The 26,768-nt window shown below is 58.3% G+C and carries 24 protein-coding genes; 7 read left to right on the top strand and 17 right to left on the bottom strand.

Features of this window, described 5'->3' with window-relative positions; genetic code table 11:
• Positions 1 to 3: 3 nt before the first annotated feature.
• Positions 4 to 723, bottom strand: coding sequence for an amino acid ABC transporter ATP-binding protein (locus XMD517_RS11820; protein ID WP_173486787.1), 720 nt, complete (start codon positions 721 to 723; stop codon positions 4 to 6).
• Between the two features lie 235 nt (positions 724 to 958).
• On the opposite strand from XMD517_RS11820, the gene XMD517_RS11815 reads away from it, so the two are divergent.
• Together XMD517_RS11815 and XMD517_RS11810 are read left to right on the top strand one after the other, a co-directional pair.
• The gene (locus XMD517_RS11815; RefSeq protein ID WP_173486788.1) at positions 959 to 1,735 is read left to right on the top strand and encodes a transporter substrate-binding domain-containing protein; all 777 of its coding nucleotides are present in this window, start codon (positions 959 to 961) and stop codon (positions 1,733 to 1,735) included.
• Positions 1,736 to 1,871: 136 nt separating this feature from the next.
• Positions 1,872 to 2,963 carry a Xaa-Pro peptidase family protein gene (locus XMD517_RS11810; protein WP_173486789.1) on the top strand — a complete coding sequence of 364 codons (1,092 nt, stop codon included), beginning with the start codon at positions 1,872 to 1,874 and terminating at the stop codon, positions 2,961 to 2,963.
• 260 nt (positions 2,964 to 3,223) lie between these two features.
• Here the strand turns inward: XMD517_RS11810 and XMD517_RS11805 are convergent, their stop codons facing one another.
• From XMD517_RS11805 to XMD517_RS11785, 5 genes are all read right to left on the bottom strand, one after another.
• Complete coding sequence (locus XMD517_RS11805; protein WP_173486790.1) at positions 3,224 to 4,198, bottom strand: dipeptide ABC transporter ATP-binding protein; 975 nt, start codon at positions 4,196 to 4,198, stop codon at positions 3,224 to 3,226.
• Entirely contained in the window at positions 4,195 to 5,187 is a 993-nt protein-coding gene (locus XMD517_RS11800; protein WP_173486791.1) for an ABC transporter ATP-binding protein, read from the bottom strand. Before XMD517_RS11800 ends, XMD517_RS11805 begins: the two co-directional genes overlap by 4 nt.
• A gap of 3 nt (positions 5,188 to 5,190) precedes the next feature.
• Positions 5,191 to 6,087, bottom strand: a complete 897-nt coding sequence (locus tag XMD517_RS11795) for an ABC transporter permease subunit (protein ID WP_055192798.1) — start codon at positions 6,085 to 6,087, stop codon at positions 5,191 to 5,193.
• Positions 6,088 to 6,092: 5 nt separating this feature from the next.
• Positions 6,093 to 7,100, bottom strand: a complete 1,008-nt coding sequence (locus XMD517_RS11790) for an ABC transporter permease subunit (protein WP_173486792.1) — start codon at positions 7,098 to 7,100, stop codon at positions 6,093 to 6,095.
• Between the two features lie 71 nt (positions 7,101 to 7,171).
• Entirely contained in the window at positions 7,172 to 8,767 is a 1,596-nt protein-coding gene (locus XMD517_RS11785) for an ABC transporter substrate-binding protein (RefSeq protein ID WP_173486793.1), read from the bottom strand.
• 279 nt (positions 8,768 to 9,046) lie between these two features.
• On the opposite strand from XMD517_RS11785, the gene XMD517_RS11780 reads away from it, so the two are divergent.
• Both XMD517_RS11780 and XMD517_RS11775 read left to right on the top strand, forming a co-directional pair.
• On the top strand, positions 9,047 to 9,685 hold the full coding sequence (locus XMD517_RS11780) for a GntR family transcriptional regulator (RefSeq protein WP_173487970.1): 639 nt from the start codon (positions 9,047 to 9,049) through the stop codon (positions 9,683 to 9,685).
• Between the two features lie 109 nt (positions 9,686 to 9,794).
• Positions 9,795 to 10,475 carry a Crp/Fnr family transcriptional regulator gene (locus XMD517_RS11775; RefSeq protein ID WP_173486795.1) on the top strand — a complete coding sequence of 227 codons (681 nt, stop codon included), beginning with the start codon at positions 9,795 to 9,797 and terminating at the stop codon, positions 10,473 to 10,475.
• A gap of 91 nt (positions 10,476 to 10,566) precedes the next feature.
• Here XMD517_RS11775 and XMD517_RS11770 read toward each other — a convergent pair whose 3' ends face one another.
• The gene (locus tag XMD517_RS11770) at positions 10,567 to 11,532 is read right to left on the bottom strand and encodes a hypothetical protein (protein ID WP_173486796.1); all 966 of its coding nucleotides are present in this window, start codon (positions 11,530 to 11,532) and stop codon (positions 10,567 to 10,569) included.
• A 250-nt stretch (positions 11,533 to 11,782) separates the two neighbouring features.
• On the opposite strand from XMD517_RS11770, the gene XMD517_RS11765 reads away from it, so the two are divergent.
• Entirely contained in the window at positions 11,783 to 12,451 is a 669-nt protein-coding gene (locus tag XMD517_RS11765; protein ID WP_173486797.1) for a GntR family transcriptional regulator, read from the top strand.
• 5 nt (positions 12,452 to 12,456) lie between these two features.
• On the opposite strand, the gene XMD517_RS11760 is transcribed toward XMD517_RS11765, so the two are convergent.
• The 10 genes from XMD517_RS11760 to XMD517_RS11715 all read right to left on the bottom strand — a co-directional run bounded on the left by XMD517_RS11760 (position 12,457) and on the right by XMD517_RS11715 (position 24,809).
• Complete coding sequence (locus XMD517_RS11760) at positions 12,457 to 12,966, bottom strand: hypothetical protein (protein WP_173486798.1); 510 nt, start codon at positions 12,964 to 12,966, stop codon at positions 12,457 to 12,459.
• Between the two features lie 85 nt (positions 12,967 to 13,051).
• Complete coding sequence (locus XMD517_RS11755; protein ID WP_173486799.1) at positions 13,052 to 13,747, bottom strand: fumarylacetoacetate hydrolase family protein; 696 nt, start codon at positions 13,745 to 13,747, stop codon at positions 13,052 to 13,054.
• Positions 13,744 to 14,580, bottom strand: coding sequence for an alkaline phosphatase family protein (locus XMD517_RS11750; RefSeq protein ID WP_173486800.1), 837 nt, complete (start codon positions 14,578 to 14,580; stop codon positions 13,744 to 13,746). Before XMD517_RS11750 ends, XMD517_RS11755 begins: the two co-directional genes overlap by 4 nt.
• Positions 14,581 to 14,753: 173 nt before the next feature.
• Complete coding sequence (locus tag XMD517_RS11745; protein ID WP_173486801.1) at positions 14,754 to 16,391, bottom strand: ABC transporter ATP-binding protein; 1,638 nt, start codon at positions 16,389 to 16,391, stop codon at positions 14,754 to 14,756.
• Positions 16,388 to 17,203: an ABC transporter permease gene (locus XMD517_RS11740; protein WP_055192809.1), complete on the bottom strand. Its 816-nt coding sequence runs from the start codon at positions 17,201 to 17,203 to the stop codon at positions 16,388 to 16,390. Before XMD517_RS11740 ends, XMD517_RS11745 begins: the two co-directional genes overlap by 4 nt.
• The gene (locus tag XMD517_RS11735; protein WP_055192810.1) at positions 17,200 to 18,156 is read right to left on the bottom strand and encodes an ABC transporter permease; all 957 of its coding nucleotides are present in this window, start codon (positions 18,154 to 18,156) and stop codon (positions 17,200 to 17,202) included. Before XMD517_RS11735 ends, XMD517_RS11740 begins: the two co-directional genes overlap by 4 nt.
• 9 nt (positions 18,157 to 18,165) lie before the next feature.
• Positions 18,166 to 19,755, bottom strand: a complete 1,590-nt coding sequence (locus XMD517_RS11730) for an ABC transporter substrate-binding protein (protein ID WP_173486802.1) — start codon at positions 19,753 to 19,755, stop codon at positions 18,166 to 18,168.
• A 211-nt stretch (positions 19,756 to 19,966) separates the two neighbouring features.
• Positions 19,967 to 22,621, bottom strand: a complete 2,655-nt coding sequence (locus tag XMD517_RS11725) for a TRAP transporter large permease subunit (protein WP_173486803.1) — start codon at positions 22,619 to 22,621, stop codon at positions 19,967 to 19,969.
• Between the two features lie 14 nt (positions 22,622 to 22,635).
• Positions 22,636 to 23,625 (bottom strand): TRAP transporter small permease subunit, encoded by a 990-nt coding sequence (locus XMD517_RS11720; protein ID WP_259785058.1) that lies wholly within the window; start codon positions 23,623 to 23,625, stop codon positions 22,636 to 22,638.
• A gap of 98 nt (positions 23,626 to 23,723) precedes the next feature.
• Entirely contained in the window at positions 23,724 to 24,809 is a 1,086-nt protein-coding gene (locus XMD517_RS11715; protein ID WP_173486804.1) for a TRAP transporter substrate-binding protein, read from the bottom strand.
• A 378-nt stretch (positions 24,810 to 25,187) separates the two neighbouring features.
• Between XMD517_RS11715 and XMD517_RS11710 the strand changes: the two genes are divergently transcribed.
• Together XMD517_RS11710 and XMD517_RS11705 are read left to right on the top strand one after the other, a co-directional pair.
• Positions 25,188 to 25,715, top strand: a complete 528-nt coding sequence (locus tag XMD517_RS11710; RefSeq protein WP_173486805.1) for a MarR family winged helix-turn-helix transcriptional regulator — start codon at positions 25,188 to 25,190, stop codon at positions 25,713 to 25,715.
• Positions 25,712 to 26,761 carry an efflux RND transporter periplasmic adaptor subunit gene (locus XMD517_RS11705; RefSeq protein WP_173486806.1) on the top strand — a complete coding sequence of 350 codons (1,050 nt, stop codon included), beginning with the start codon at positions 25,712 to 25,714 and terminating at the stop codon, positions 26,759 to 26,761. The genes XMD517_RS11710 and XMD517_RS11705 overlap by 4 nt, the downstream gene beginning before the upstream one ends.
• The last annotated feature ends 7 nt before the right edge of the window (positions 26,762 to 26,768 follow it).

The raw sequence follows: 26,768 nt of genomic DNA, 5'->3' as shown, positions 1-26,768 counted from the left end.
CCCTCAATGGCTCAGGATCTTGTTGAGGAAATCCGCAAAGCGGGAGGATTTTGGCGCCGTGAACACTTGGTCCGGCGTCCCCACCTCAACCAGTTCTCCACCATCCATAAAGGCAATCCGATCCGCCACCCGGCGGGCAAACCCCATTTCATGGGTCACGCAGATCATGGTCATGCCATCTGCCGCCAGCTCCTCCATCACCTCCAGCACCTCGGCAATCATTTCCGGGTCCAGGGCTGAGGTCGGTTCGTCAAACAGCATCACCTTGGGCTCCATGCAAAGCGCGCGCGCAATCGCCACCCGCTGCTGCTGCCCCCCCGACAGCTGCCCCGGTTTTTTCGCCGCCTGATCGGGGATCTTCACCCGTTCCAAAAGCGCCCGCGCCCGCTCCTCTGCCGCGTGGCGGGTCAGGCCCATTGCACGGATCGGCCCCAGGGTGAGGTTGTCCAGAACGCTCAGATGCGGAAACAGGTTGAATTGCTGAAACACCATGCCAACATCCCCGCGCCCAACATCGGCGGGGCCCCCGCCAAGCACACGCAGCTCTCCTCCTTCAAAGGGTTCGAGATTGGCAATGCAACGCACAACGGTGGATTTGCCCGACCCGGACGGTCCGCAGATCACCAGTTTCTCACCAGCCGCCACCTCAAGCGTCACATCCTTGAGCACCTGAAACTCGCCAAACCATTTGTTCAGCCCGTTCACCCTCACCGCAGCCTGCATCGCGCTTCCTTACAAGTGATCACCAATCCGTGAGGTGGTGACGACAATTCACATTTTGTTCTAATATAAAGAAACGAACCGCATCTGATAGCCCAAAGCGTTTCACGGCGCACCGTTTCACAGGGTTGTGACAAAATGCGTGCAACATGAATATGATACCTGCACCTCACCCTTGGAGCTGGCCAAACAGACAGGCCAAACAGACGGGGTCGCACATAAGAAAAGGAACCCTTCCATGGCATTTCTACGAACCCTCGGCGCAGCCCTGATCGCTGGTCTGGCCTTTGCCGCCCCAGCGCAGGCCCAGTCCGCCCTGAATGACATTCTGTCCAACGGTGTTTTGAAAGTTGGCACCACCGGCGACTGGAACCCGATGTCCGTGCGCGACCCGGCCACGGAAAGCTATAAAGGCTATGACATTGATGTCATGACCGAGCTGGCCAAGGATCTTGAAGTTGAGCTGGAATTTGTACCAACCGACTGGAAGACGCTGGTGAACGGGATCGTTGCAGGCAAATACCACATGACCGGATCCGCTTCGATCTCCCCCTCCCGCATGAAAGTGGCGGGCTTTTCCAACCCCTATATCTCGGTGCAGATCGGGCCCTACACAACCGAAGACAAGCTGGGCCGGTTTACGGATTTCGCCTCGATCAACACACCGGACGTGAAAGTGGCAACCACCCTGGGCACCTCATTTGAGAAAATGGTGCGGGACTGGTTCCCAAACGCAGATATCAAGGTGGTTGAGGCCCCGGCCCGCGGGTATCAGGAAGTGATCGCAGGCCGGGCTGACGTCTTCATCACCTCAAACATCGAAGGCGCCACGCTGACCGAGAAATTCCCGCAGATCCGCCGGATGGAGGTCGACGCCCCCGCGCGCCCCACGCCAATTGCAATGATCCTGCCGCAGGCTGATCAGGTCTGGATCAACTATGTGAACAACTGGATCAAGCTGAAACAGGAGAAGGGGTTCTTCGCGGCCACCGCCGCCAAATGGGGCCTCCAGTAAGAACGCATAAAATCTGCGCTGCGAAACGGGGGCTTCGGCCTCCGTTTTTCTTGCACACCTCAATTGGATCCAAAATCCACTTGACGAAAGCGCCCCGTCATGCGCCCATGACCCACGATCACATGAAGGACTGCTGATGGACTACTCCGCCCGCCTGACCCGCCTGCGCCAGAAAATGCATGACACCGGAACCGATCTGGTGGCAGTGGGGCCAACCAGCCATCTGGCCTGGCTGACCGGGCTGGATCCGCACGGGGATGAGCGCCCGGTGCTGTTGCTGATCACACAGGATCAGGCCGAATTTCTGATGCCTGCCCTGAATGCCGACAGCGTGCGCCAGCACACAGCACTGCCCTTCACCACCTGGAAAGACGCTGACGGGCCGCACGGCGCGCTGGAGGATATCCTCACCCGCCTCACCCTGCCCGCCCGGCCGAAACTGGCTCTGGACGAAATGATGCGCTCCGACTTCTCCTTCCTGCTTCTGGACAAACTGCCCGGGGCCACACATGGCTTCATGCAAGACACAATCGGGGCGCTGCGAAAGGTCAAGGAACCCGCCGAATATGAGGCGCTGAAGGCAAGTCACCTTGCCAACGACATCGCTCTGACCCGCGCCTTTGACGGGCTGCACGAAGGGATGAGCGAAGAGGACGTGGCCGCGATCATTGCCGCCACCTACGCCGAACATGGCGCAGAGGTCGAGTTCATCAACGTGGCCTTCGGCCCCAACGGCGCCTTCCCCCATCACCACACTGGCCCAACCACGCTCAGCCGAGAGATGGCCGTGCAGATTGATTGCGGGTGCCGCCACATGGGATATCCCGCCGACAACACCAGATGCGGCTGGTTCGGCACACCAACCGATCACTACAAAGAGATTTTTGCCATCGTCGAGCAGGCTGTCAAAGCCGGACTGGCCGCAGCCAGACCCGGCGCAACCTCGGGCGACGTCGACAAGGCCGCACGGGACGTGATCATTGCCGCAGGCTACGGCGAAACCCTCGCGGCCCGCGTTGGTCACGGGCTTGGGCTTGATCTGCATGAAAAGCCCGACATCGTGTCAAACTCAGATGTCGTGCTCGAAGAAGGCAATGTCTTTTCGATTGAACCCGGCATCTACCTTCTTGATCAGTTCGGCATCCGCCTAGAAGAGATTGTGATCCTGCGCGCCACCGGCCCCGAGGTTTTTTCCAACCTCCCCCGCGACATGGTCATCCTCAACTGAACCATTTTCTCCTTGCCAGAAATACTTCGGGGTGAGCCGCGCACGCGGTGAGGGGCAGCGCCCCTCAGGCTCACGAAGTGAGCCACCAAAAGCGCGCTGGAACGTAAGTAAAAGCGCCCTCTACCCACCCGTTGCGCCCGCGCCTTTTCTCCCTGCGGTCGACAGGCTTTGGGGTGGCTCAAACCTGCGGTTTGAGCCTGTGCCTCCGGCGGAGGTATTTGGGGCAAGAAAAAAGGGCGCCGGTTGGCACCCCTTTCCCTTTAGGTTGCACCGTTTTCCGGGTGGAAACAGGCAAACCGATGTGCGCCATCACTCATATCCGGACGTGAGGCACGACAGTCTTCCGTGGCCTTCCAGCAACGTGGGTTGAAGGCACAACCTACGGGCACATTGAGCGGTGAGGGCAGCTCTCCCTCCAGTTTGATCCGCTCCTGTCGGCGGGTCGGATCGGCCATGGGGGTCGCGGACAAAAGTGCCTTGGTATAGGGATGGCGCGGATTTTCGAACACCTCTTCCTTGGCCCCTTGCTCCACCGGTTTGCCCAGATACATCACGATCACATCATCCGCGAAATGACGCACCACTGAGAGGTCGTGGCTGATGAAAAGGTAGGCCAGGTTGAACTTGTCCTGCAGATCGGTGAGCAGGTTCAGAACCTGCGACTGGATCGACAGGTCCAGCGCCGAGACAGGTTCATCAAGGACCAGGATTTCCGGCTCAAGCATCAGTGCCCGGGCCACCGCGATCCGCTGCCGTTGTCCACCCGAGAACATATGCGGGTAGCGGTTGAAATGCTCGGGGCGCAGCCCCACCAGCTCCACCATTTCCCGGGCCCGGCGTTCGCGCTCTTCGGCGGAAATCTCCGGGCGGTTCAGAAGCAGCGGTTCCATCAGGATCTTGCCGATGGTCTGGCGTGGATTGAGCGAACCGTAGGGGTTCTGGAACACGATCTGCACCTTGGCGCGCAGCACCTTGTCGCGCAGTTCATCACCGGGCTGGATGTCCTGCCCGTCAATGGAAAACGACCCCGAGGTGGGTGTGTCGATCATGGTTACGAGGTTGGCGAGGGTGGATTTCCCACACCCACTTTCCCCCACCACGGCAAGGGTGCGACCCGGCACCAGCTCAAAACTGGCGCCATCCAGCGCGCGCACGGTGTGGGGTTGCCCAAACAGGCCAGATTTCACTTCGAAATGGCGGCGCAGGTCGGTTGCGGTCAGGATCGGGGCGCTCATGCCAGGACCTCCTTGAGTTCTTGTGGTTCACCCTGCTCAAGCGGGCGGTGACACAGGGCCTTGCCCAGATCCGCATGGGCCGCGACCGGCGGTTTGGTGCGGCACAGGTCATCGGCAAAAGCGCAGCGGGGCGAGAACAGGCAGCCCTGCGGGCGGTCAAACTGCCCCGGCACAACCCCCGGAATGGTCGGCAAATGCCGCCCGGTGGCCCGTTCCGGCAGGGCCGCAAGCAGGGCCGCCGTATAGGGGTGATGCGGGTTGGCAAAGAGGGAGTTCACCTCCTGCTCTTCCACCCGCTGGCCGGCATATTGCACGCTGACACGTTCCACGGTTTCCGCAACCACACCCATGTCATGGGTGATCAGAATAAGCGCCATGCCTTCAGTTTTCTGCAGATCGATGAGCAGATCAAGGATCTGCGCCTGGATGGTCACATCAAGCGCGGTGGTGGGCTCATCCGCAATCAGCAGCTTGGGTTTGCACGCGAGCGCCATGGCGATCATCACCCGCTGGCTCATCCCGCCCGAGAGCTGGTGCGGGAACACGTTCAGGCGTTTCTTCGGGTCGGGAATGCCGACCTGCTCCATCAGTTCCACCGCGCGGGTTTGCCGCTCGGCCCGGCTCAGATCGGTGTGCTGGCGCAGCACTTCTTTGATCTGAAAGCCTACCGTATAGCAGGGGTTCAGCGATGACATCGGTTCCTGAAAGATCATCGACACATCTTTGCCGATGATCTTGCGACGCTCTTTCGGCGACAGGGTCAGAAGGTCCTTGCCATCAAACTCCATCTTGTCGGCGGTGATGTTGGCGGTCCAGGGCAACAGCCCCATCATAGCGAGCATCGACACGGATTTACCGGAGCCACTTTCGCCCACGATGGCAACCAACTCACCTGCATCCACAGTCATGTCGACGCTGTCCACCGCACGGAAAGGCCCGTTTGCGGTGCGAAACTCGACAGTGAGGTTCTTAATCTCGAGAAGGCTCATGCGTCAGCTCCGTTTCAGCTTGGGATCAAGCGCATCGCGCAGCCCGTCGCCCATCAGGTTGATGGCCAGCACGGACACGAGGATGCAGACACCGGGCAGGGTCACCACCCACCAGGCACGCAGGATGAACTCTCGCGCCTCGGCCAGCATGGTGCCCCATTCCGGTGTGGGGGGTTGCGCGCCCATGCCAAGAAAGCCCAGGGCCGCCGCGTCCAGAATGGCGGTTGAGAACGACAGCGCAGCCTGCACGATGATCGGTGCCAGACAATTCGGCAGCACGGTCACGAACATGGTGCGCAGACGCCCTGCGCCTGCCACTTTGGCAGCGGTCACGTAATCCTTGGTGCGTTCCGAGATCACCGCAGCGCGGGTCAGGCGCACGAAATGCGGCTGCAGAACCAGCGCGATGGCGATCATGGCGTTGATCAGGGACGGCCCAAGAATGGCCACCAGCACCAGCGCCAGAAGCAGCGACGGGAAGGACAGGATGATGTCCATCAGGCGCATGATCAGCGTATCGACCCATTTCGGCGCAAAGCCCGAGATCACGCCGATGATCACCCCGAAGAATGAGGCGATCGACACAACAATCACACCGATGAAGAACGAGAACCGTGCGCCGTGCAGCAGGCGCGACAGCATATCGCGGCCAAGCGGATCGGTGCCCAGAAGGAACTCGGCTGATCCGCCTTCCTGCCAGAATGGCGGCTGCAACAGGTGGTCACGGAACTGTTCGTTCGGGGCATAGGGGGCAATCAGCGGGGCAATCAGGGCGATGATGAAAAACGCCATGAACACATACATGCCGATCACGGCACCCCGGTTTTCGCGGAAATAGCTCCAGAACTCGCGAAGAGGGCTGGGCGGCTGCATCGTTTGGGTTGCGGAGGTATCGGTCATCTCGCTCAGCCCTTTCTGATTTTCGGGTTGATCCAGCCGTAGAGCACATCCACGGTCAGGTTCACGATCATGATGATGGACGCAATCAGCAAAAGCCCGCCCTGCACCACCTGGTAGTCACGGCGGAAAATACTGTCGACCATCCATTTGCCGATGCCCGGCCAGGAAAAGATCGTTTCGGTCAGGATCGCACCGGCAAGAAGCGTGCCGACCAGAAGGCCGATCACGGTCACGACAGGAATAAGCGCATTGCGCAGCGCGTGCTGGCCGTTCACCCGCAAGGGTGACAACCCCTTGGCCTTGGCGGTGCGCACATAATCCTCGCCCAGCACTTCCAGCATCGCCGACCGTGTCTGGCGTGCAATCACGGCCAGCGGGATGGTGGCCAGCACAATGGTCGGCAGGATCAGGTGGCTCACGGCGGAGGCAAACGCGCCTTTCTGTCCCGACAGGAAACTGTCGATCAGCATGAAGCCGGTCACTTCGTCAAAGAAGTACAGGAACGAGATCCGCCCTGAAACAGGCGTCCAGCCCAGGCCGGAGGAAAACACGATGATGAGCAGGAGAGCCCACCAGAAAATGGGCATGGAATACCCGATCAGCGCGCCGGTCATCAGCGCCTGGTCAAAGAACTTGCCCCGGTTGACGGCTGCAATCACACCTGCCGGAATGCCCACCACAATGGCCAGAATGATCGCACAGATCGACAGCTCCAGCGTTGCGGGGAACAGCGCAAAAAACTCGGACACAACAGGTTTCTTGGTCACGAAAGACGTGCCCAGATCGCCCTGCATGACGCCCCAGAGATAGTCGATATATTGTCGCCAGATCGGTTGGTCGAAACCGAACTGTTTGACCAGCTCAGCATAACGTTCTTCGCCGACACCCCGTTCCCCTGCCAAAAGCAGGATCGGGTCACCGGGAAGCAGGCGGATGAAAAGGAAAGAGACGATCGTCACCCCGATGAACGTGGGCACGAAGGTCAGCAGTCTGCGCAGCAGAAAGGACAGCATGGTTGTGGCTCGCTTGAACTGGCGAGGCCGGGCGCATGATGCGCCCGGCCCTTATTTCATTGAAAAACTTATTAGTTTTCGAGGCTTACACCGTAGAAGATGTGACCACCCAGCGGGTCGATCTTATAGCCTTTGACTTCGTTGCGCAGCGGCATGTGCACGATCGAGTGCGCGATGGTTGCCCAGGGCGCTTCACGCTTGAACACAACCTGCGCTTCTTCATAAAGCGCGGTCCGCTTGGCCGGATCGCTTTCCTGCTTGGCCTGTTCGATCAGCGACTGGAACTCATCGTTACACCATTGCGCGCGGTTCGAGCCACCTACACCGTCACAGCCCAGCAGAACGGCCAGGAAGTTGTCGGGGTCGCCATTGTCACCGGTCCAGCCCAGCAGAACAGCACCGTCACGGTCCTTGTCTTTCGAACGCGACAGGTATTCACCCCATTCGTAAGACACAACCTCGGCCTGCACACCAACCTTGCCGAAATCTTCCTGGATCAGCTCAGCCATGCGACGGGCATTCGGGTTGTAGGGACGCTGAACCGGCATCGCCCAGATTTTCATCGACAGATCGGTCACACCGGCGGCTGCCAGCATCTCTTTCGATTTCACCGGATCATAGGGATCGTCCACGATCGCGTCATTATAGGACCAGATCGTCGGCGGGATCGGGTTCTTGGCGATTTTGCCAGCGCCCTGGAACACCACGTCAATGATGGCCTGCTTGTTGATCGCCATGTTCAGAGCTTTACGCACTTCCGGCTTGTCAAACGGCGCAACCATCGAGTTGTACGCCAGATAGCCCACGTTCAGGCCTTCCTGCTCGGTCAGGTTGACGTCAGCATCTGCACGCATGGCGTCAATGTCAGCCGGGTTCGGGTAAGGCATGACGTGGCATTCGCCCGCTTTCAGCTTTTGATAACGCACAGCCGCATCCGGGGTGATCGCAAAGATCAGGTTGTCCACATCCGCTTTGCCGCGGAAGAAGTCCGGGTTGGCGGCATAGCGCACAACGGCGTCTTTCTGATAGCCCACAAACTGGAACGGACCAGTGCCCACCGGCTGCTGGTTCAGGTTTTCAGGCGTGCCAGCTGCCAGCATCGCATCTGCATATTCTTTCGAAACGATCGACGCGAAATCCATGGCCAGGTTCGAGACCATCGGCGCTTCGGGGCGCGTCAGCACGAATTTCACAGTCATGTCGTCGACTTTAACGATCTCTTTGATCAGCGACGGCATCGACATGCCGTTGAAATATTCCCAGGTGCCACCCGACACTTTGTTATACGGGTTCGCTTCGTCACCCTGGCGTTCAAACGTGAAGATCACGTCGTCGGCATTCATGTCACGGGTCGGGGTGAAGTAGGGGGTGGAGTGGAATTTCACACCCGAACGCAGGTGGAACGTATATTCCAGACCATCCTCGGAAACTTCCCAGCTTTCGGCCAGTCCGGGGATCACATTGGTGGTGCCGGTTTCAAATTCGGTCAGACGGTTGTAGATCGCCTTCGACGATGCATCGAACGTGGTGCCCGAGGTGTAAAGTGCTGCATCAAAGCCTTCCGGCGAGCCTTCCGAGCAATAGACCAGCGTGCCACCGGCCAGGGCCGTCGACGCAGTCATGATTGCGGCCGCGGCAAAGCCGGCCAGCGTGAATTGTTTTTTCATGAGTTCCTCCCAATCAGGTCTACGCGCCAAACGGCGCGGAATGGGGGCAGCTTATGAGGAAGATTAACGCAAATCAACACTGATATATCAGCAAAATATTTGCCGCATTAACATGCGTTTACGCAATATTGTTACCGCCACCATGGGGTATTTTGATCTTTTGATAAAGCACCCACCATAAAGTGATTCACCTGACTTTACGGAAAGGTCTTCAAAATTGCGGCGTTACTGATATATTAGTGACACGCCAACACGCGGCCAGCAGCCGGAATCAACCCCATGTCCAACCCGCCCAATCTTGCCACCCAGGCCTATCTCGCGATCGAGGAACGGATCGTGACATTGGTGCTGGAACCCGGATCGCTGATTTCCGAACGCAGTCTGATTGACATGATCGGGCTGAGCCGCACCCCGGTGCGCGAGGCGATGCAACGGCTGTCCTGGGAAGGGCTGATCGAAGTGCGCCCGCGAGCCGGGATCAAAATTGCCGATATTCGCGCCGAAGATTGCGCCAAGGTCACGGAATTGAGGCAGGTGCTGGAGCCACGGCTGGCCCGGTCGGCCGCACGTTTCGCCACCCCCAATCTGCTGGATGACATTCAACAATATCGGCAAATGATGCTGGACAGCCTGCCAGATCAGGATGCCTCACTTTACCTCAAAGCGGATAAAGGGTTTGACGAGGCTTTGATGGGCGCGGCCGAAAACCCCTATCTGACCAATATCCTGGCCCCCCTGCAAACCCATTCGCGCCGCTTCTGGTTTCGCTATTTCTCCCGCGACAGCATGGAGCGTCTGGCACAGGGCCATATCGCGGTCATGGATGCGGTTCTGGCCCGCGATGACCTGCGCGCCTTCCAACAGATGGAAACCCTGATGGGTGTCGTGGCCATCCATGCTCAGGCTTTAAAAGATTGATTTTGCAATCTTCTTTCAGCTGAGAAACCAATTTGAAAATTTTGATCTGCGTCAATCCATTGTTACATTTCACTCGTTAAGATGTTCCTCTATTATCAAGGAACACCCCATGCGCGAAAAGCCCACCAACACCCTGGCGTCACTTCCGTTCTTTTCCCAGTTGTCCCCCCATGTACGCGCCTGCCTGATCAAGAAATCCACCATCCGCAGCCATAAGCGCGGAGAGCTTATCGCCCTGCAAGGCGATCTGAACCCCACATTGAAAATTGTGATCTCTGGCTGGGTCAAGCTTTACCGCCTCACCCAAAGCGGAGAAGAGGCAACCTTGGCGATGCTGAAACATGGTGAAAGTTTTGACGAGGTGCCCGCCCTGTCCTCAAGCGCCGCCTTTCAATCCTCGGAAGCAATCACCGACTGCTCGGTGCTGCATCTCGACCTCAGCGCAATCTGCACCTGCAAAAATGCCTTCGCGGAACTGCATCTTGCTGTGCTGCAGGCCGCGCATGATCACGCCCATGACATGATCCACCATATCGAGCAGCTGAAAGGCCAGACCGGGGCACAACGCCTGTCCGGTTTCCTGCTGGACCTGATCGGCGCGAATGATGGCGGAGAAGAGCTGACCCTGCCCTTTGGCAAAAAGGTTCTGGCCAGCAAGCTCGGCATGAAACCGGAAAGTCTGTCGCGCGCATTTCGCCAGCTTAAACCCTTTGGGGTGGCCAGCCAGGGTCGGAAAGTGCATCTGGGCAATGTGGCGGATCTGCGAAACTTCTTTCAAGAATGCGCCTGATCCGTTTGCCCATTGACGGCTGACCTGAGCCAAACAAAAAGCCCCGGCCAGTTCGACCGGGGCTTTGATTTGATATGTCCTGAGTATCGGATCAGGCAGTTTCGTCGTCCGAGGTGCCATCGCCCTCGTCCGCGTCACCCTCACCGTCTTCCGCATCGCCATCGGCAACTTCTTCGGCGGCTTTCTCCTGCAACTCCTGATATTCCCCTTCGAGCCGTTCCATCTGGCCATCGACCCAGTCCCGCATCTCGTCGGTCACATCGGCATCCGTCACGGTTTTGTTGCCGGTTGCATTCAGACCATCGACGATGGCCTGATCAAGGGAGGCATCAAGCTCGGCTGCCTGCTCTTCCTGAGCAGCCTTGGCGGCTTCCAGTTCGGCTTCTGCGGTTTCAATTGCCGCCTGCGCATCTTCCCAGCCCTGGCGGGCCTCTTCATAGGCTGCCATCGCGTCATTGTATGCCGCTTCATCTTCATAGGCACCGGCATCAGGCGCCACCGGCTCTTCGATGTCCTTCATCCGCTCCAGCTCGGCTTCCATCTCTTCGATCTCGGCTTGCTGCTCCATATAGGCGGCCTTGGCCTCAAGATAGTCGCGGAACCCTGCCATCTTGGGATCAGAGCTGTTCATAAGCCCATTGATGTTGCGGTTGAGCGAATTGAGCCCGCCGAGCTGCGCGTGAATGTTCTTGGGCTTAACGGCGGGTCGGACAGAAGATTTCGGGGCCGTTTTACGGGGGGCTTTTGTCGCCGCCTTGGGCGCGGGCGCGCCAGAAGATTTTGCGCCGCCGGATTTGGAACCTTTTGCGCTCCAGTCCTTGCGACCGCCACCTTTACCACCGCGATCTTTGCCATCACGATCCTTGCCACCGCGGTCGCCACGGTCGCCGCGGTCACCACCACCGCCGCCACCATTGCCACCGCCATTACCGTTCTTGGCATGGGCCGCGCCGATTTGTGCGGTGGATCCATCCAATGTGTCTGACACCAGTTCGGGTGCCATCAGTCCAACTGCGGACAGAACCATTACTCCGACAATACCTTTCAGGGGGCGCATACGTCTTTCCTCCGATTCGCATCTTTGGAACTGTTTTGTCATAAGAATAGGGCGTGTTTGAGGCATTCCTAACCTTTCGGATAGGTCTTGGCGAAGCTCTGCCGATTTCAGACCATTCCCTACCGTTTTTCGCTGATGCGGGATTTCGAACAATCTGCGATAAAATTGGATCCAACATGCAATTTTCACCCTCCAACTCTCTTCATCTGAGCGAGGCAACCTGCTAGCCTCTCTGAAAACGTGAGGGAACATGCAGCTCAAGTCAGTCGATCCAGTTGATATCTCCAAAACGGCCTCTGCCGCCTCGATCATCTTCAACGCATTGAAGAAGGCGATCATCGAAGGGGATCTGGAGGAAGGGGCGCCGCTGCGCCAGGATGAGATTGCCCGCATGTTCAGCACGTCCCGCATACCCGTGCGCGAGGCGATCTCACGGCTGGAAGAACACGGGCTGGTCAAGTCGCAGCGCTATAAGGGGGCGGTGGTCTCTGGCCTGTCAGCGGAGGAAGCGGATGAGATCTTCGATTACCGCTCCCTGCTTGAACCCCACGTGATCCGCGCAGCCGTGCCCAACATGACCCCGGCCATTCTGACCGAGGCCCGCGCTTATCTTGAGGCGTTTGCCAAGTCGGAAGACCCGATGGAATGGGGCAACCTGAACCGGCAGTTCCACGCAACTCTCTATAATGCATCCGGCCTGAGCTTTCATCTGGAAGCCATCGAGAGCGCGCTGGACCGGATTGACCGATATCTGCGCGCGCAACTGGTTCTGAGCGACGGCATGATCCGCGCCAATGATGAACATATCCGCATTCTGGCCGCCTGCGAACGGGGCGATGCGGACACCGCCGCAGAGCTGACCCGCCAGCACATCCTCGGATCCAAAGACAGCCTGCTGAAGAACCTCAGCAAGTTGTAACGCATCTATTGCCCCAACATGGCCCCGGCAAAGGGTGGGGTTTTCAGTAGCACGGTAAAGCTGGTCGCCCCATTGATGCTGAGGACACGAAATTGTGGTGCACCCCAGTAAGCAGCCTCCTCTCCTTTTTCTTTGCAGGTTAGCGATGAAAACCTTGTGACGTGTCGCCGGATATCACGCGGCGAAGCCTGATCTGTAGCTGTCATTTCGATTTTCACATCCGTTTCGGTTTCGCGGGTAACAAAAATCCGAATTGCATGACTTGGCTTTTCACTCAGTGTAACACGTTCGTATAAAACCATAGCCCGATCCTTTAGACACATTGGCAGGTATGATACCTCAGCCGTTTCGCCCACTAAAATATCGGAAAGAAAACGACTGCCATCCAGACGTTGAATGTCCTTTCTCTCCATATCCACCACAAAGCCCCCTTCTGCACCGGCAGCGGTCGACAGAAACAGCCCGGACATGAGGGCCGCAATGATTGAAAAGGTCCGCATGAATACCTCTTTCATTTCAATACACCGTCACCATGAGGGGTATTGGTTAATTCGAGGTTTCACCATGTAAGGGAAGTGCGACGCACGGGCGGGGTGGTCATCAGGCAGGTGCAGAAATACGGGTGGTCAACTGCCCCAGCCCATCAATCTCGACCCGGCAGACATCCCCCGGCACAAGCTGCCCGACCCCTGCCGGCGTGCCGGTCATGATCAGATCCCCCGGCTGCAATCTCGCCATCTCCGACAAAAACGAAATCACTTCGGGCACCGACCAGATCATATCCGAGAGGTCTGCCTCCTGCCGGGTTTCACCATTCACGCTCAGGGCGATGCGCCCCGATACGGGATGCTGTCCGCCCTTTACCGGATGGACCGGACCGATCGGCGCAGAGAGGTCAAACCCTTTCGCCATGTCCCATGGGCGCCCCATTTCCTTCGCCACCGCCTGCAAATCGCGGCGGGTCAGGTCGTTGCCGATGGCGTAGCCGAACACATGTTCCAGCGCGGTGCCGGACGGGATATTTGCCCCGACCTGCCCAATCGCCACCACCAGCTCTGCCTCGAAATGCAGGTTCTTCGTGGCGGGCGGATAGGGGATGTCCACCCCGTCGCCCACCAGAGCATCCGCAGGTTTCGAAAAGAAAAACGGCGGTTCACGCTTGGGGTCATGGCCCATCTCGCGCGCATGGGCGGCGTAGTTTCGGCCCACGCAAAAGATGCGCCGCACGGGGAATTGCTCCTCGGTCCCGACAACAGGCAGCGCAGGGCGCGGCGACGGGGCGAACACCCAACTCATTTCAGGAACACCTTGCCTTTCATCGTCTCGGAAATCTGAGCCCCCATCAACGACAACACGGTGGGGGCAAGCTGGGTCTGGCACAGGATTTCACTGTCATCCGCCACCTCGGCATCCCCGAAATAATAAAGCGCCACGTCCTGCTGAACATCCTCATGACCGCCATGATGCCCGCGATCCGACTGGCCGTGATCGGCGGTGACAATGATGTCATAGCCCAGATCACGCCAACGCCGGATAAAGGGCGCCATCTGCTCATCGAGGGCAAAACAGCCATGATCCATCTCATGACATTCATGGCCAAAGCGATGCCCCATACTGTCGAGGGTGCAGGTGTGCAGGATACCGTAGTCGATGCCCTTGCGCTCACACAGCATGGTCAGCGTGGCAAACAGGTCGGTGTCGGCGGGCGTGGTCTGATTGATCAGGTTATAGCCGGTCATGGTGTGGAACCGGCCATGGTTGATCGTGTCGCTTTCCGGCTCATCATACTCAATGTCGCGCACCACATCGAAGGGCGCACGGTTGAAGAACTCAGACCAGAAAGAATGGGTGACCGCCCCGGTCACGCCCCCCGCCTTGCGCACCTGAGAAAAGATATCATCGTGGGACAGGCGAAACACATTGTTGTTGCCGGTGCAGCCATGTTCCTGCGGGGTCACGCCGGTATGGATCGACGCATAGCAACTGGCCGAGGTCGAGGGCAGCACCGCGCGCATTGTAAAGCGCTTCGCCTCGCCTGACTGCGCCCAGCCTTCCATATTGCCAAACAGCTTGAGCCAATTGCGAAGCGGCACCCCGTCGATGATGAGCAGCAGAAGTTTTCTATCCATGTCAGCGCCTTTCCCATTGCGCATTTCGTTCCGGTCAGATTGGGCGGTGGTGTCGCTGATTTATGTAACAGACACGCCAAAAGCCGGTCGGTTTTTGACCATTTCAAAAGAAAAACCGGGGGCAGCGGTCGGACGCCCCCGGTCGATTTTCACCCGGTCAACTGACCCACAGATCAGTTCCCGGCGCTTTCCATCTTGCGATGGGAAATCACCTCTTCCAGCCAGCCCAAACGCATTTCCGGCACCGAGCTGAGCAGCAGGTCGGTGTAGTCGTCAAACGGCGGGCTGAGCACCTCGGCCTTGGTGCCATAGCGCACCACCTTGCCCTGATACATCACCGCAATACTGTCGGCGATTGCCTTGACGGTCGCCAGGTCATGGGTGATGAACAGATAGGCCACATCCTCAATTTTCTGAAGGTTTTCCAGAAGCTTGAGGATGCCGTCCGCAACCAGCGGATCCAGCGCCGAGGTCACCTCGTCACAGATGATCACCTTGGGTTTGGCGGCCAGCGCGCGGGCAATACAGACACGCTGTTTCTGCCCGCCCGACAGTTCCGCCGGATAGCGATCCATAAAGGCTTCGCCCAGTTCGATCTCGTCCAGAAGCTCAATGATCCGCTTGCGCTTTTCCTTGCCCTTCATGCCGAAATAGAACTCCAGCGGACGGCCGATGATGGTGCCGACGGTCTGACGCGGGTTCATCGCCACATCCGCCATCTGGTAGATCATCTGCAACTCGCGCAGGTCCTCGCGCGAGCGCCCTTCCAGATCCGGTGACAGTTCGCGACCATCAAAGATGATCTTGCCGTCACGCGGCGGCAGAAGGCCAGTGATCACCCGGGCGGTGGTGGATTTGCCCGAGCCACTTTCGCCCACAACCGCAAGGGTCTGGCCGGGATGCAGATCCATCACCACATTGTGCAGAACGTCGAAACTGGTGCCCTTGTAGCGCGCGGTCACATTCTCAACCCGCAACACAGGATTATCCGTGGGCGGTTTGCCCTCATGCTGGGTCGAGCGCACCGAGACGAGGTCACGGGTATACTCTTCCTGCGGGTTGTTGATGATCTGATCGGTGGTGCCATGTTCCACCATGTCACCCATCTTGAGCACCATGATTTCATCCGACACCTGCGCCACAACGGCCAGATCGTGGGTGATGTAGAGCGCGGCAACGCCGGTGTCCCGGATCGCGTCCTTGATCGCCATCAGCACGTCGATCTGCGTGGTCACATCCAGCGCCGTGGTGGGTTCGTCGAACACCACCAGATCCGGTTCCGGACACAGCGCCAACGCGGTCATGCAGCGTTGCAGCTGACCACCCGACACCTGATGCGGATAGCGGTCCCCGATGTTTTCGGGATCCGGCAGACCAAGCTTGGTAAAGAGCTCCACCGCGCGGGCTTCGGCGTCCTTTTTCGAGAATTTGCCCGCGTGAAGGGACGCTTCAACCACCTGCTCCATGATCTTCTTGGCCGGATTGAAGCTCGCCGCCGCAGATTGCGACACATAGGTCACTTCAAGCCCACGCAGCTTGCGCAGATCGCGAAGATTGGTGTGCAGGATTTCCCGCCCATTGACCCAGACCTCGCCGCCGGTGATCTCAACCCCGCCACGGCCATACGCCATCGAGGCGAGGCCAATGGTGGATTTGCCAGCGCCACTTTCACCGATCAGGCCAAGCACCTTGCCCTTCTCCAGCTCAAATGACACGCCATGCACGATCTCAATATCCTTGGGCTTTTCACCCGGCGGATAAATCCGAGCCCCGATCTTCAGGTCTTTGACTTTCAGAAGTGTCTCGCTCATCCGCGGCCCCCTTTCAGGCTGGTGGTGCGATTGAGCACCCAGTCGGCCACAAGGTTCACGGAAATCGCAAGCGTGGCGATGGCGACGGCAGGCACAAGCGCTGCCGGGATGCCATAGACAATCCCGTCTTTGTTTTCTTTCACGATGCCACCCCAGTCCGCATTCGGCGGTTGCACGCCAAGGCCAAGGAACGACAGGGTCGAGACAAACAGAACGGCGAAGATGAAGCGCAGCCCCATTTCGGCCACGAGCGGAGACAACGCGTTGGGCAGGATTTCACGGAAGATGATCCAGCGATTACCCTCGCCGCGCAGCTTGGCCGCTTCGACGAAATCCATCACATTGATATCCACCGCAACAGCACGCGCCAGGCGATAGACACGGGTGGAGTCCAGCAGACCCATCACGACAATCAGGATCGGCAGGGTCACCGGCATCACGGACAGCACCACAAGGGCAAAGATCAGTGTCGGGATCGACATGATCAGGTCAACGAAACGCGACAGAACCTGGTCAATCCAGCCTCCGATCACAGCCGCGCTAAAGCCGAGGATCGACCCGGTGACAAAGCTGAGGATGGTGGCGGCGGTTGCGATGAAAATCGTCGTCTGCCCGCCATAGATCATCCGCGTCAGCAGATCGCGACCGATATTGTCAGTGCCAAGCAAATGTTCAGCCGAGGCAGGTTCCCAGACATCCCCCACAATCTCGGTCATGGAATAGGGCGCAATCCAATGGGCGAAGATCGCCATAAAGAAATAGAGCCCGGTGAAAAACAGGCCAATCAAGGCCGCAGGAGGTATTCTCATCATTTCGGATGCCTCAGCCTTGGATTTGCCAGAATGGACACGATGTCAGCCACCATGTTGAGCCCGATATAGACGGCAGCGAAGATCAGGCCACAGGCCTGCACAACCGGCACGTCGCGTTTAGCAACATGATCCACGAGGTATTGGCCCATGCCCGGATAGACAAAAACCACCTCGACCACGACAACACCAACAACAAGATAGGCCAGGTTCAGCATCACCACGTTCACAACCGGCGCAATCGCGTTTGGAAACGCATGGCGCGCAATCACCTGAAAGCTGGTCAAACCCTTCAGTTCCGCCGTTTCGATATAGGCAGACTGCATCACGTTCAGGATCGCGGCACGGGTCATACGCATCATATGCGCCAAAACCACCATGGTCAGAACGGTCACAGGCAACGCAATGGCCGAAAGTTTTTCGCCCAGCGACATGCTGTCATAGATCGTCGAGACGGTCGGGGCCCAGCCCAGCTTTACCCCGACATAGAACATCAGCACGTAACCGATCAGAAACTCGGGCACCGAAATCGAGGCGAGCGTTACCGCCGAGATCAGCTTGTCCGGCCAGCGTTCACGATAGCGCACCGCCAGAAGGCCAAGGAAAATGGCCAGCGGCACGGCCACGACAGCAGCCCAGAACGCAAGGAACAGGGTGTTCTTCAGGCGTCCGCCCAGACTGTCGGCAATGTCACGCCCGTTTGTCAGCGCGGTTCCAAGGTCCCCCTGCATCACGCCGAACAGCCAGTTGAAATATCGTTGAGTTGCGGGAACATCCATGCCGAGTTCCTTGCGCAGATTGGCAAGGCTTTCCGGCGTGGCGGCCTGCCCCAGAATACTCTGGGCCACGTCGCCTGGCAGGATCGTGGTGCCGACAAAAATCAGCACCGACGCCGCAAGAAGAAGCAGGGTGCTCAGCGCCAAGCGCTGAGCCACCAATTTTAAGATAGGATGCATGAGTTCGCCTTATGCATTCAACCAGCACTTGATCGGTGCCCAGGAATACATCAGGAAGCCATTCGGATCATCTTCGTATCCGATCACGTCTTTCGACACGCCATCCACAAAGTCGTTGAACATCGGCGCAATCAGGCCGCTTTCGTCACGCACCAGCTGGCCCATACGCGAATACATCGCCTTGCGCTTAACCGGATCCAGCTCGCCCCGCGCCTTGATCAGCAGATCATCGAACTCGGCGTTGTTGAAGCGGGTGTCGTTCCAGTCCGCCTGCGAGTGGTAAGCGGTGGTGTACATCTGATCCTGCACCGGGCGACCCGACCAGTAAGACGCGCAGAACGGCTGTTTGTTCCAGACTTCCGACCAGTAGCCATCCGACGGTTCACGCTTGATTTCCAGCGGGATACCGGCAGCAGCGGCAGATTGCTGGAACAGCTGGGCGGCATCGACCGCGCCCGCAAAGGCGGCATCCGACACACGCAGGATGATCGGCGATCCGTCATGGCCCGACTTCTTGTAAAGTTCAGCCGCCATTTCCGGGTCGTATTTGCGTTGTTCAATCGTATCGTCAAACAGCGGGTAAGCTGCGTTAACCGGCATGTCATTTCCGACAGACCCAAAGCCACGCAGGATCTTTTCAACCATTTCCTCGCGGTTAATCGCGTATTTCAGCGCCATACGCAGGTCTTTGTTGTCAAACGGCGCGGTGTTCGAATGCATGATGAACACATAGTGGGCACGACCGGCCACATTGCGTACTTCCAGGTTCGGCGCGCGGTTCAGCAGGCTGGCCACTTTCGGGTCCACCCCGTTGACCATGTGCACCTGCCCCGATTGCAGAGCGGACATACGGGCGGTGTTGTCATTGATGACCAGCACCTCAACCTCATCCACGTGGCCGCGGGTGTCATCCCAGTAGTTCGGGTTTTTCTTGAAGGCGTGGCGCACGCCCGGTTCATCCACCTCGACCATGTAAGGGCCGGTGCCGACGCCTGCGGTCGGATTGTCGAACCCGCCGTCCGGCTGCACAACCAGGTGCCAGTCCGCCATCAGGTAGGGCAGGTCAGCAGTCGGGTTTTCCATTTTTACGACAAAGTCGTTGCCGTCGACGCTCAGGCTTTCGATGCCTTGCAGCACACCGAGCGCACCGGATTTCGACTCTTCATTGGCGTGACGCTCAACGGTGCGTTTGAGATCTTCGGCGGTCATGGTCTTGCCATTGTGGAATTCCACACCCTCACGGGCCGTGAAACGCCACTCGCGCGCGTCAGCCGAGCTTTCAATGCTTTCGGCCAGGCGCAGTTCGATCTCACCCGTAGGTGAAACATCCACGATCTGATCACCATAAAGGCGCAGGTTCATGCCGGGAACCTGGGTGGCAGCGACGGCCGGATCAAGCGTGTTGGTGCTTTCGCCCCCCAACATACCGATCTTCATGGTGCCGCCTTTCTTTGGCCCCTCGGCAAGCGCAGCGGTGGACAGCATCGACCCGGCTGCGGCAGCAGAAACGCCAAGCGCAGAAGCACGCCCCATGAAGTCGCGGCGCGACATCTTTCGTTGGGCCACGCGTTTGGACAGATATTCGAGTTCGTTGGACATTTATTTCTCCCTAGATCGAGGTCAGTTCGACCTACATATTTTCTTGCTGTCTGATCAAAACTTTGCTCAGAAGTTAGCGGATGACAAGGGTCGTAACCGACCAGCCATGTCATTTATACGACACAGGGATGATTGTTCGCGACAAACACCCACTGCGCAATAAAAAAGACCGGGAGCGTGCCCGGTCTTTTCATTAATTTCTCGTGAGATATCAGAAATTCAGTGAGATATCCCTGTGATAGGCGGTGCAAGACGCCATCGAGAGCGCCTGATCGCGGGTGAATCTGGGTTGCAAACGCACGCCCAGAGTGCCCCGAATCCCCTCGAGATAGGCTTCAATTCCGGGGCGCAATTTGGCCTCGGCATCCTGACGCCACGTCAGCTGCGCTTCATAGGCTTTCAGCGCCTTTTCGTATTCGGCCAGGGCTTTTTCGCGATCCGGGGTCTTGGATTTCAGCGCATTGCGGACTTTGCCAAGCGCCTTTTTCACATCACCTGCCCCTTCCACGTCACCAACCCGCTTTGCGAAGTCTTTCACAACCCCTTCCCCTTCTTTTTCGGACAGGGTTTCGATGCTTTGGCGCAGGGCCAGCAGATCCACGTGCAGCTTGGTGTAGGCCGCATTGGCATCCAGCACCGCCAGCACCTCCTCCGGCCCCTCGTAAGAGGCATCCGCAGCGCGACGATAAAGCGACCGCGCCTTGTTTTCGGCCTGTGTCAGCTTCAGGAACTCAGCCTGTTTTTCGGCCCATTCCGCAGGGATGGTTGCGCGCAGCGCATCAGCCTCGGCAACCAGCAGGTCCAGTTGCGATTGCAGCTTCGCCCGCTTCTGTGCCTCGCTTTCATCCCGCATACGGCTGATCGTGGTTTCAAGGTCCCGCGCATGTGCTTCGATATTACGGATCTGTTTCTCAACAGCACGCACCTCTCCATGCATTGGGCGATAGGCGGGGGCGGCGGCCTGAACCGTCGCCGCAGCGTCAAACGCTTCGTTCAGCTTCGCCACTGCCAGATCGGCCTGATCAAACCCTTCGGTCAGATCCTTGGCGAGGGATTTGGGCAGGACGGACAGATCCATTCCACGGGCCAGCTTGATGGCATCCCGCGTGGCGCTGCTTTCCGCCAATTGCTGCCCGACATAATCTTCCAGACAAAGCTGCAGTTTCGGGTTGCGCGGCGGCGGGCTGCTTTCGGAAAGAAAACTCACCCGGTTCGGCAGGTAATTCACCAGCGGCGGATACAGTCCGACGATGGCCAAGGCCGAGATCTGCAGCAGGATGAAGGCAATCACGCCCTTGTACATCTGCACCGTTTTCACCACCGCAGGCGCCACGCCGCGCAGATAGAAAAGCGCAAACCCGAAGGGAGGTGTCAGGAAACTGGTCTGGATGTTCAGACCAATCATCACACCAAGCCAAACGGCCGTGATGTTTGCCGAGGGGTCCGCCAGCAGGATCGGCGCCACGATCGGCACCACCACCACGGCAATCTCGATGAAATCGAGGAAGAACCCCAGGATGAAGATCACCAGCATCACGATGATGAACTGTGTCCAGAACCCACCCGGCAGACCCAGCAGGAACTCCTTCACCAGCTCTTCGCCCCCAAAGGCCCGGAAGGCGGCGGTCAGCATTGCGGCCCCCAAAAGGATGATGAAGACGAGCGAGGTGGTTTTTGCCGTTTCCAGCATCACCCCCTGCAATGTGTTGTCGATCTTGAAAATGCGGATACCTGACCAGATCAGCGCAATCAGCAACAGCACCGTGGCCATAACACCCAGCGCGATTCCCAGACGGTCGGTCCCGTCCTCGATCGACTTCACATTCATATCGAAATTGGCAAGGGCAACGCCGACAAGCACCATCGCCGCAATGGCCAGAAACGCAGGGTAGTATAGCGTCTTGCCCCCTTTGGGCAGGCGGTAGCTTGCCATGATCATCGCACCAGCGGCCCCGATCGCCCCGGCCTGGTTCACGGTGGCAATCCCGGCAATGATCGACCCCAAAACCAGGAAGATCAGCGCCAGTGGCGGCACAAGGGTGATGGCCACGTTTTTGACAAAGCTCAGGTCGTATTTGCCCTCGTAAGGCACGGCCGGGGCCAGTTTCGGACGCAGAATTGCGAAGATCAGGATATAGGCCATGTAAAGCCCAACCAGCAACATGCCCGGCACAAAGGCCCCAAGGAACATCTCACCGGCTGAGGTGGACGCCACGTCGAACACGGACGGCATCGACAGCTCACCGGTGGCATCCTTGTGCAGCAGTTTGCGCGCGGTTGAGGCCTGATCCGTGGCCGAGGCCAGCTGGTCTGCCAGAATGATCAGCACAATCGACGGCGGGATGATCTGCCCCAACGTGCCCGAGGCGGCAATTGTCCCGGTTGCCAGAGGTGAAGAATAATTGTTGCGCAGCATGGCAGGCAGGGAAATCAGCCCCATCGCCACCACGGTGGCGCCAACGATGCCTGTGGTGGCCGCCAAAAGCGCCCCCACGAAGACAACCGAAATCCCCAGCCCCCCCGGCACCGGGCCAAACAGCTGCGCCATGGTGACCAGAAGGTCTTCGGCGATCTTGGACCGCTGCAGCATGATGCCCATGAAGATGAACAGCGGAATGGCGATCAGCGTGTCCCGCTCGACCTCCCAGTAAACCCCCCTGAGGTTTGTCACCCCCGCAGAAAGCCACTGACTGGGGCCACCAGAATGGAAATAGGCGTCGGTCGATCCGGCAAACATATAGCCGGCCCCGGCCGCAAGACCGATGGTGATGATCGCGGCACCGGGCAGCGCGAAGGCCACGGGATAGCCCGAGCCCAGAGCGGCGGCCATGATCAGGATGAGAAGGGCGAGGAAATAAAGTTCCATGATCTGCTATCCTCTTAATGCGCCGCCGGGGCGACTTCCCGATGGCCGGGTTCATCGCGTTTATCCGCAACGGCCTCAAGGAAATAGCTGACGAATTGGATCAGCATGGTGATGGCAAAAATGCCCAGAAAGGCCGCCATCTGGTATTTGATGAACATCCCCACGGCCCCGGCCTGCGAGATCTCGAAATTGACCACCGGGCTGTTGATGATCGAGGTTTTGCCGCTGAGCCCGACCATGAGGATGACCCATGTCGTCGACATGCCCAGCACAATCGAGCCGAACGCGTTGACAAAGCCACGGGTGGTGCGGCCGAAACCGGCATAAAGCACATCAACCCGCACATGCCCCTCTTCAAACAGCGTATAGGCCGAAGCGAACAGGAACAGCGCCGCATACCAGTAGCGCACGAGGTCCCCCATCAGCGCCTGCTCATAGGAAAAGACAAAGCGCGACAGCACAATGATCAGCTCAGCCATAACAATCATCAGCGCAAGCCATGTGAAGCCCAGCGTGCGAGTGAATGCCGCCATGACAAACCCCGCGATCAGCAGCGGGATGTGGATATAGGGGGCCACCCAGCGGGATTTGGCGAAGAGCTTGGTGGTGTCTTGCGAAAAGAAAACCTCCAGCAGGCCTTCTACCCGCATGAAGGCAATGGCACTGTCAGCCACACCGATGAACAGAACCGACCAGAAACAGGCGCGGATCAGATAGACATTGAACCGGTGGATTGCCATGGCGTCCCACCTGAGGGACGTGGCGCGACGTCCCAGAACGTAAACGGCCGCCAGCGCAATCGACCCCAGATAAACCGCCACATTCACCCAGGCCCCGGCGGCGCCATTTCCCGTCAGGATCTGTCTGGCCCCGGGCAGCCCAAAGCCGACCTCAAGCGCGTTATTGACCAGAAAGGCAAACAGGAACCCCAGCATGCCCCATGCAAACAGGCGCGCGGCAATGGCAGGTTCTCCGGTCCGTGGAATGTCAGTGAAATCCGTCACGATATGCTCCCCTCAAACGCGCGCTGGCACAGGGCCGCCGCACGATTGCAAAGAGCGGGACCGAAGCCCCGCTCTCGTGTTTTCAACCCGATCGTCTATCAGACGAGGCCCAGCACGCGGTTGCGCTGGTTCACATAGCCGATTTCGAAATTGGCGTTCATGGTGCCCATCTCGCGCAGCTTGGACTGGAACGAGTCATCGACGCGTGCAGCAAGGTCCGAATGGTCGCGGGTTTCTTCGAACACTTCCGCGGCGGCTTCCCCAAAGCTGTCCCAGACATCGTCGTTGAAGTTGCGGATCTGCACGCCCTGCTCATCCACCAGCTTGGCCAGATACTCACCGTTTTTGGCGATGTTTTCTTCGTAAGCGGCTGCGTTTTCTTCCATACAGGCGGCTTCGATCACGGCTTTTTCCCAGTCGGACAGGCCGTCGAACCACGACTTGTTCATCGAGAAGGACAGACCGCCACCCGGCTCATGCATACCTGCGGTATAATAGAATTTGGCGGCTTCGTAGAACTTCATGAAATAGTCGTTGAACGGACCCACCCATTCGGTCGCATCAATGGCACCCGAGACGAGGTTTTCATAGATCTGCGACCCCGGCAGCGACACGGTTGAGGCGCCCAGTTTCGACATCACCTGACCGCCAAGGCCCGGAATACGCATTTTCAGACCCTTCAGGTCATCAGCGCTTTCGATTTCCTTGTTGAACCAGCCGCCGGCCTGGGTGCCGGTCGCGCCTGCGGTAAAGGCTTTCAGGCCGAACTCACCCGACACTTCATCCCACAGCTCCTGACCGCCGCCGAACTTGATCCAGGCGTTCCATTCCGGGTTGGTCATGCCAAACGGCACAGAGGTGAAATAGGCAAAGGCAGGGTGTTTGCCGGTGAAGTAATATTCGGCGCCGATATAGGCCTGCGCGTTGCCAGAGGCCACTTCGTCAAACACGTCAAACGCGCCCACGCGCTCACCCGAGGCGAAATATTCCACATTCAGGGCGCCATCCGACAGCTGTGCAATACGCGCAGCGAGGCGCTGCGCCGAAATACCCAGGCCCGGGAAATCGCGCGGCCAGGTCGACACGATGGTCAGGGTTTTACCACTTTGCGCCAGTGCCGGCGTCGCCAGTGCGGTTGCACCTGCGCCCAGCGCGGCGCCTGTCAGAAACTTACGGCGTTCCATATGAAAATTCCTCCTCCGAGATCTTCAGTTCATTTTATAGTCAATTGCGGCCAATCCCGCAGATCTGTCCGAAATCAGCCATATTGCCATGGTCATTACTACGGAAGTCGGTCCAGATTTCAATTGATAAATTCCAGATCTGGTAAGGTGGCTTTACCAATTCACCCCACCTGCAACGCACACCCCATAATTGGAGGCGCAACCGCTTTGTTTTTCTGGCCCGGGCCTTTTTTCGCCCGCAGAAGACCAAAAAGTTGACGTTACGGCCACTTTTAACGCCATTCCTGCTGACCTCGGTTTGGCAGGGGTTTTATTTTCCCTATTGGATATTTCATCAAATGAACTATATTGGCAGGATTGCAGATCACAGAGGCACAGATGAGTTCCCGCAACGACGACCGTATTCACATGCACCAGGCCGACCCGCAGCTTGAACCAGAGTTTCGGGCCTTCATGGGCATCATGGCATTTCACTCTTTTCTGGAAAACCAGATGTGCGACCATCATCCGGGGGCGGAACTGACCAAGCTGCAATCCAGCATTATCGTGCGGCTGAAAGCCCCCAAACGCCTTGGCCAGCTGGCCCGTGAAACCAGCTCGCTCCCCTCGACCATGACCGCCGTCGCAGACCAGATGGAGCGGATGGGTCTGGTCAGCCGCCAGCGCGATCCGAACGACCGGCGCGCATGGCTGCTGGCCCTCACCGAGGCCGGGCAGCAGCTGCGTCAGGAATACACCCGCCTGTCACGCCTCCTGCTGCAGGACCTTCTGCATCTTGATGATGCGGAACTTGAAACGCTTGCCCGGATCGGCACCAAAATACACACCAACATTCAGCATGTGGTGCAGAACCCCCAGCTGATTGATGAGCTTGACACCTCTTCCCTGGAAAGAACCCCAGCATGACATTTTTGAAACCCGTTCTGGCAGCGACCACATTTGCCCTTGGCCTGTCCTTCACCCCGGCTTTTGCCCAAGACCCGATCAAACCGGTCAAACTGATGACGGTTGTTGAAGGCAGCGCCGATCTTGACCGCATCTTTTTTGGCAAGGTGGTGGCCCGCCAGACCATTGATCTGTCCTTTCAGGTGGGGGGGCAAATCATCGACTTCCCGGTGATCGAAGGGGATGTCATCAAACAGGGCTCGCTGATTGCACAGCTGGATCAGGAGCAATATGCGCTTGCTTTGGAAAAGGCGGTTTTGCAGAAGGATCAGGCCGACCGCACTCTGACCCGGCTGGAAAAGCTGCGCGGCCAGACCGTCAGCCAGGTGGCGCTGGATGATGCCGCCACCCAGGCCAACCTGGCCGATGTGGCCGTTCGCAAGGCAGAGTTCGATCTGGAACACACCACCCTTGTTGCGCCGTTTGACGCGCTGGTGGCTGAACGCAATGTCGGGAATTTCGTCACCACGGCGGCAGGCACCCCGGTTGTGCGCCTGCACGACATGAGCGAAATTCGCATTGACATTGACGTGCCGGAAATCCTGTTTCAGAAAGCCAGCGGCGACAAGAATGTCCGCCTGACGGCACGTTTTCCCGCCAACGACACCGAGTATCCTCTTGTATTGCGAGAGTTCAACGCAGATGCATCGGGGGTGGGGCAGTCCTACCGGCTGACGCTTGGGATGAAGGCCCCTGTCGGGTTGCAGATCCTGCCGGGATCCTCGGCCGAAGTGATTGCCCATGCAGAGACCGATGATCGCGAAATCATCGTGCCGGTCACCGCACTCGTGACCAATTCGGACAAATCCCTTTCAGTGATGACCTACACGGAAACCGAAGCCGGGTCCGGAATTGTGCACAAAACCCCCATTCAGGCCACCCCTGCTGAAAACGGCAACATGGTTGTCACCTCGGGACTGGCGGCAGGCCAGACCATCGTTGCCGCCGGGGCCGGACAGGTTTCTGACGGAGAAACCGTGCGTCCGTTTACCGGCTATTCGAACTAGGAACATC

Source organism: Aliiroseovarius sp. xm-d-517, assembly GCF_013283135.1.
In the GTDB taxonomy this organism is placed as follows: domain Bacteria; phylum Pseudomonadota; class Alphaproteobacteria; order Rhodobacterales; family Rhodobacteraceae; genus Aliiroseovarius; species Aliiroseovarius crassostreae.
The sequence above is the reverse complement of the archived record's forward strand: the minus strand, read 5'-3'. Positions and strand labels throughout refer to the sequence as shown.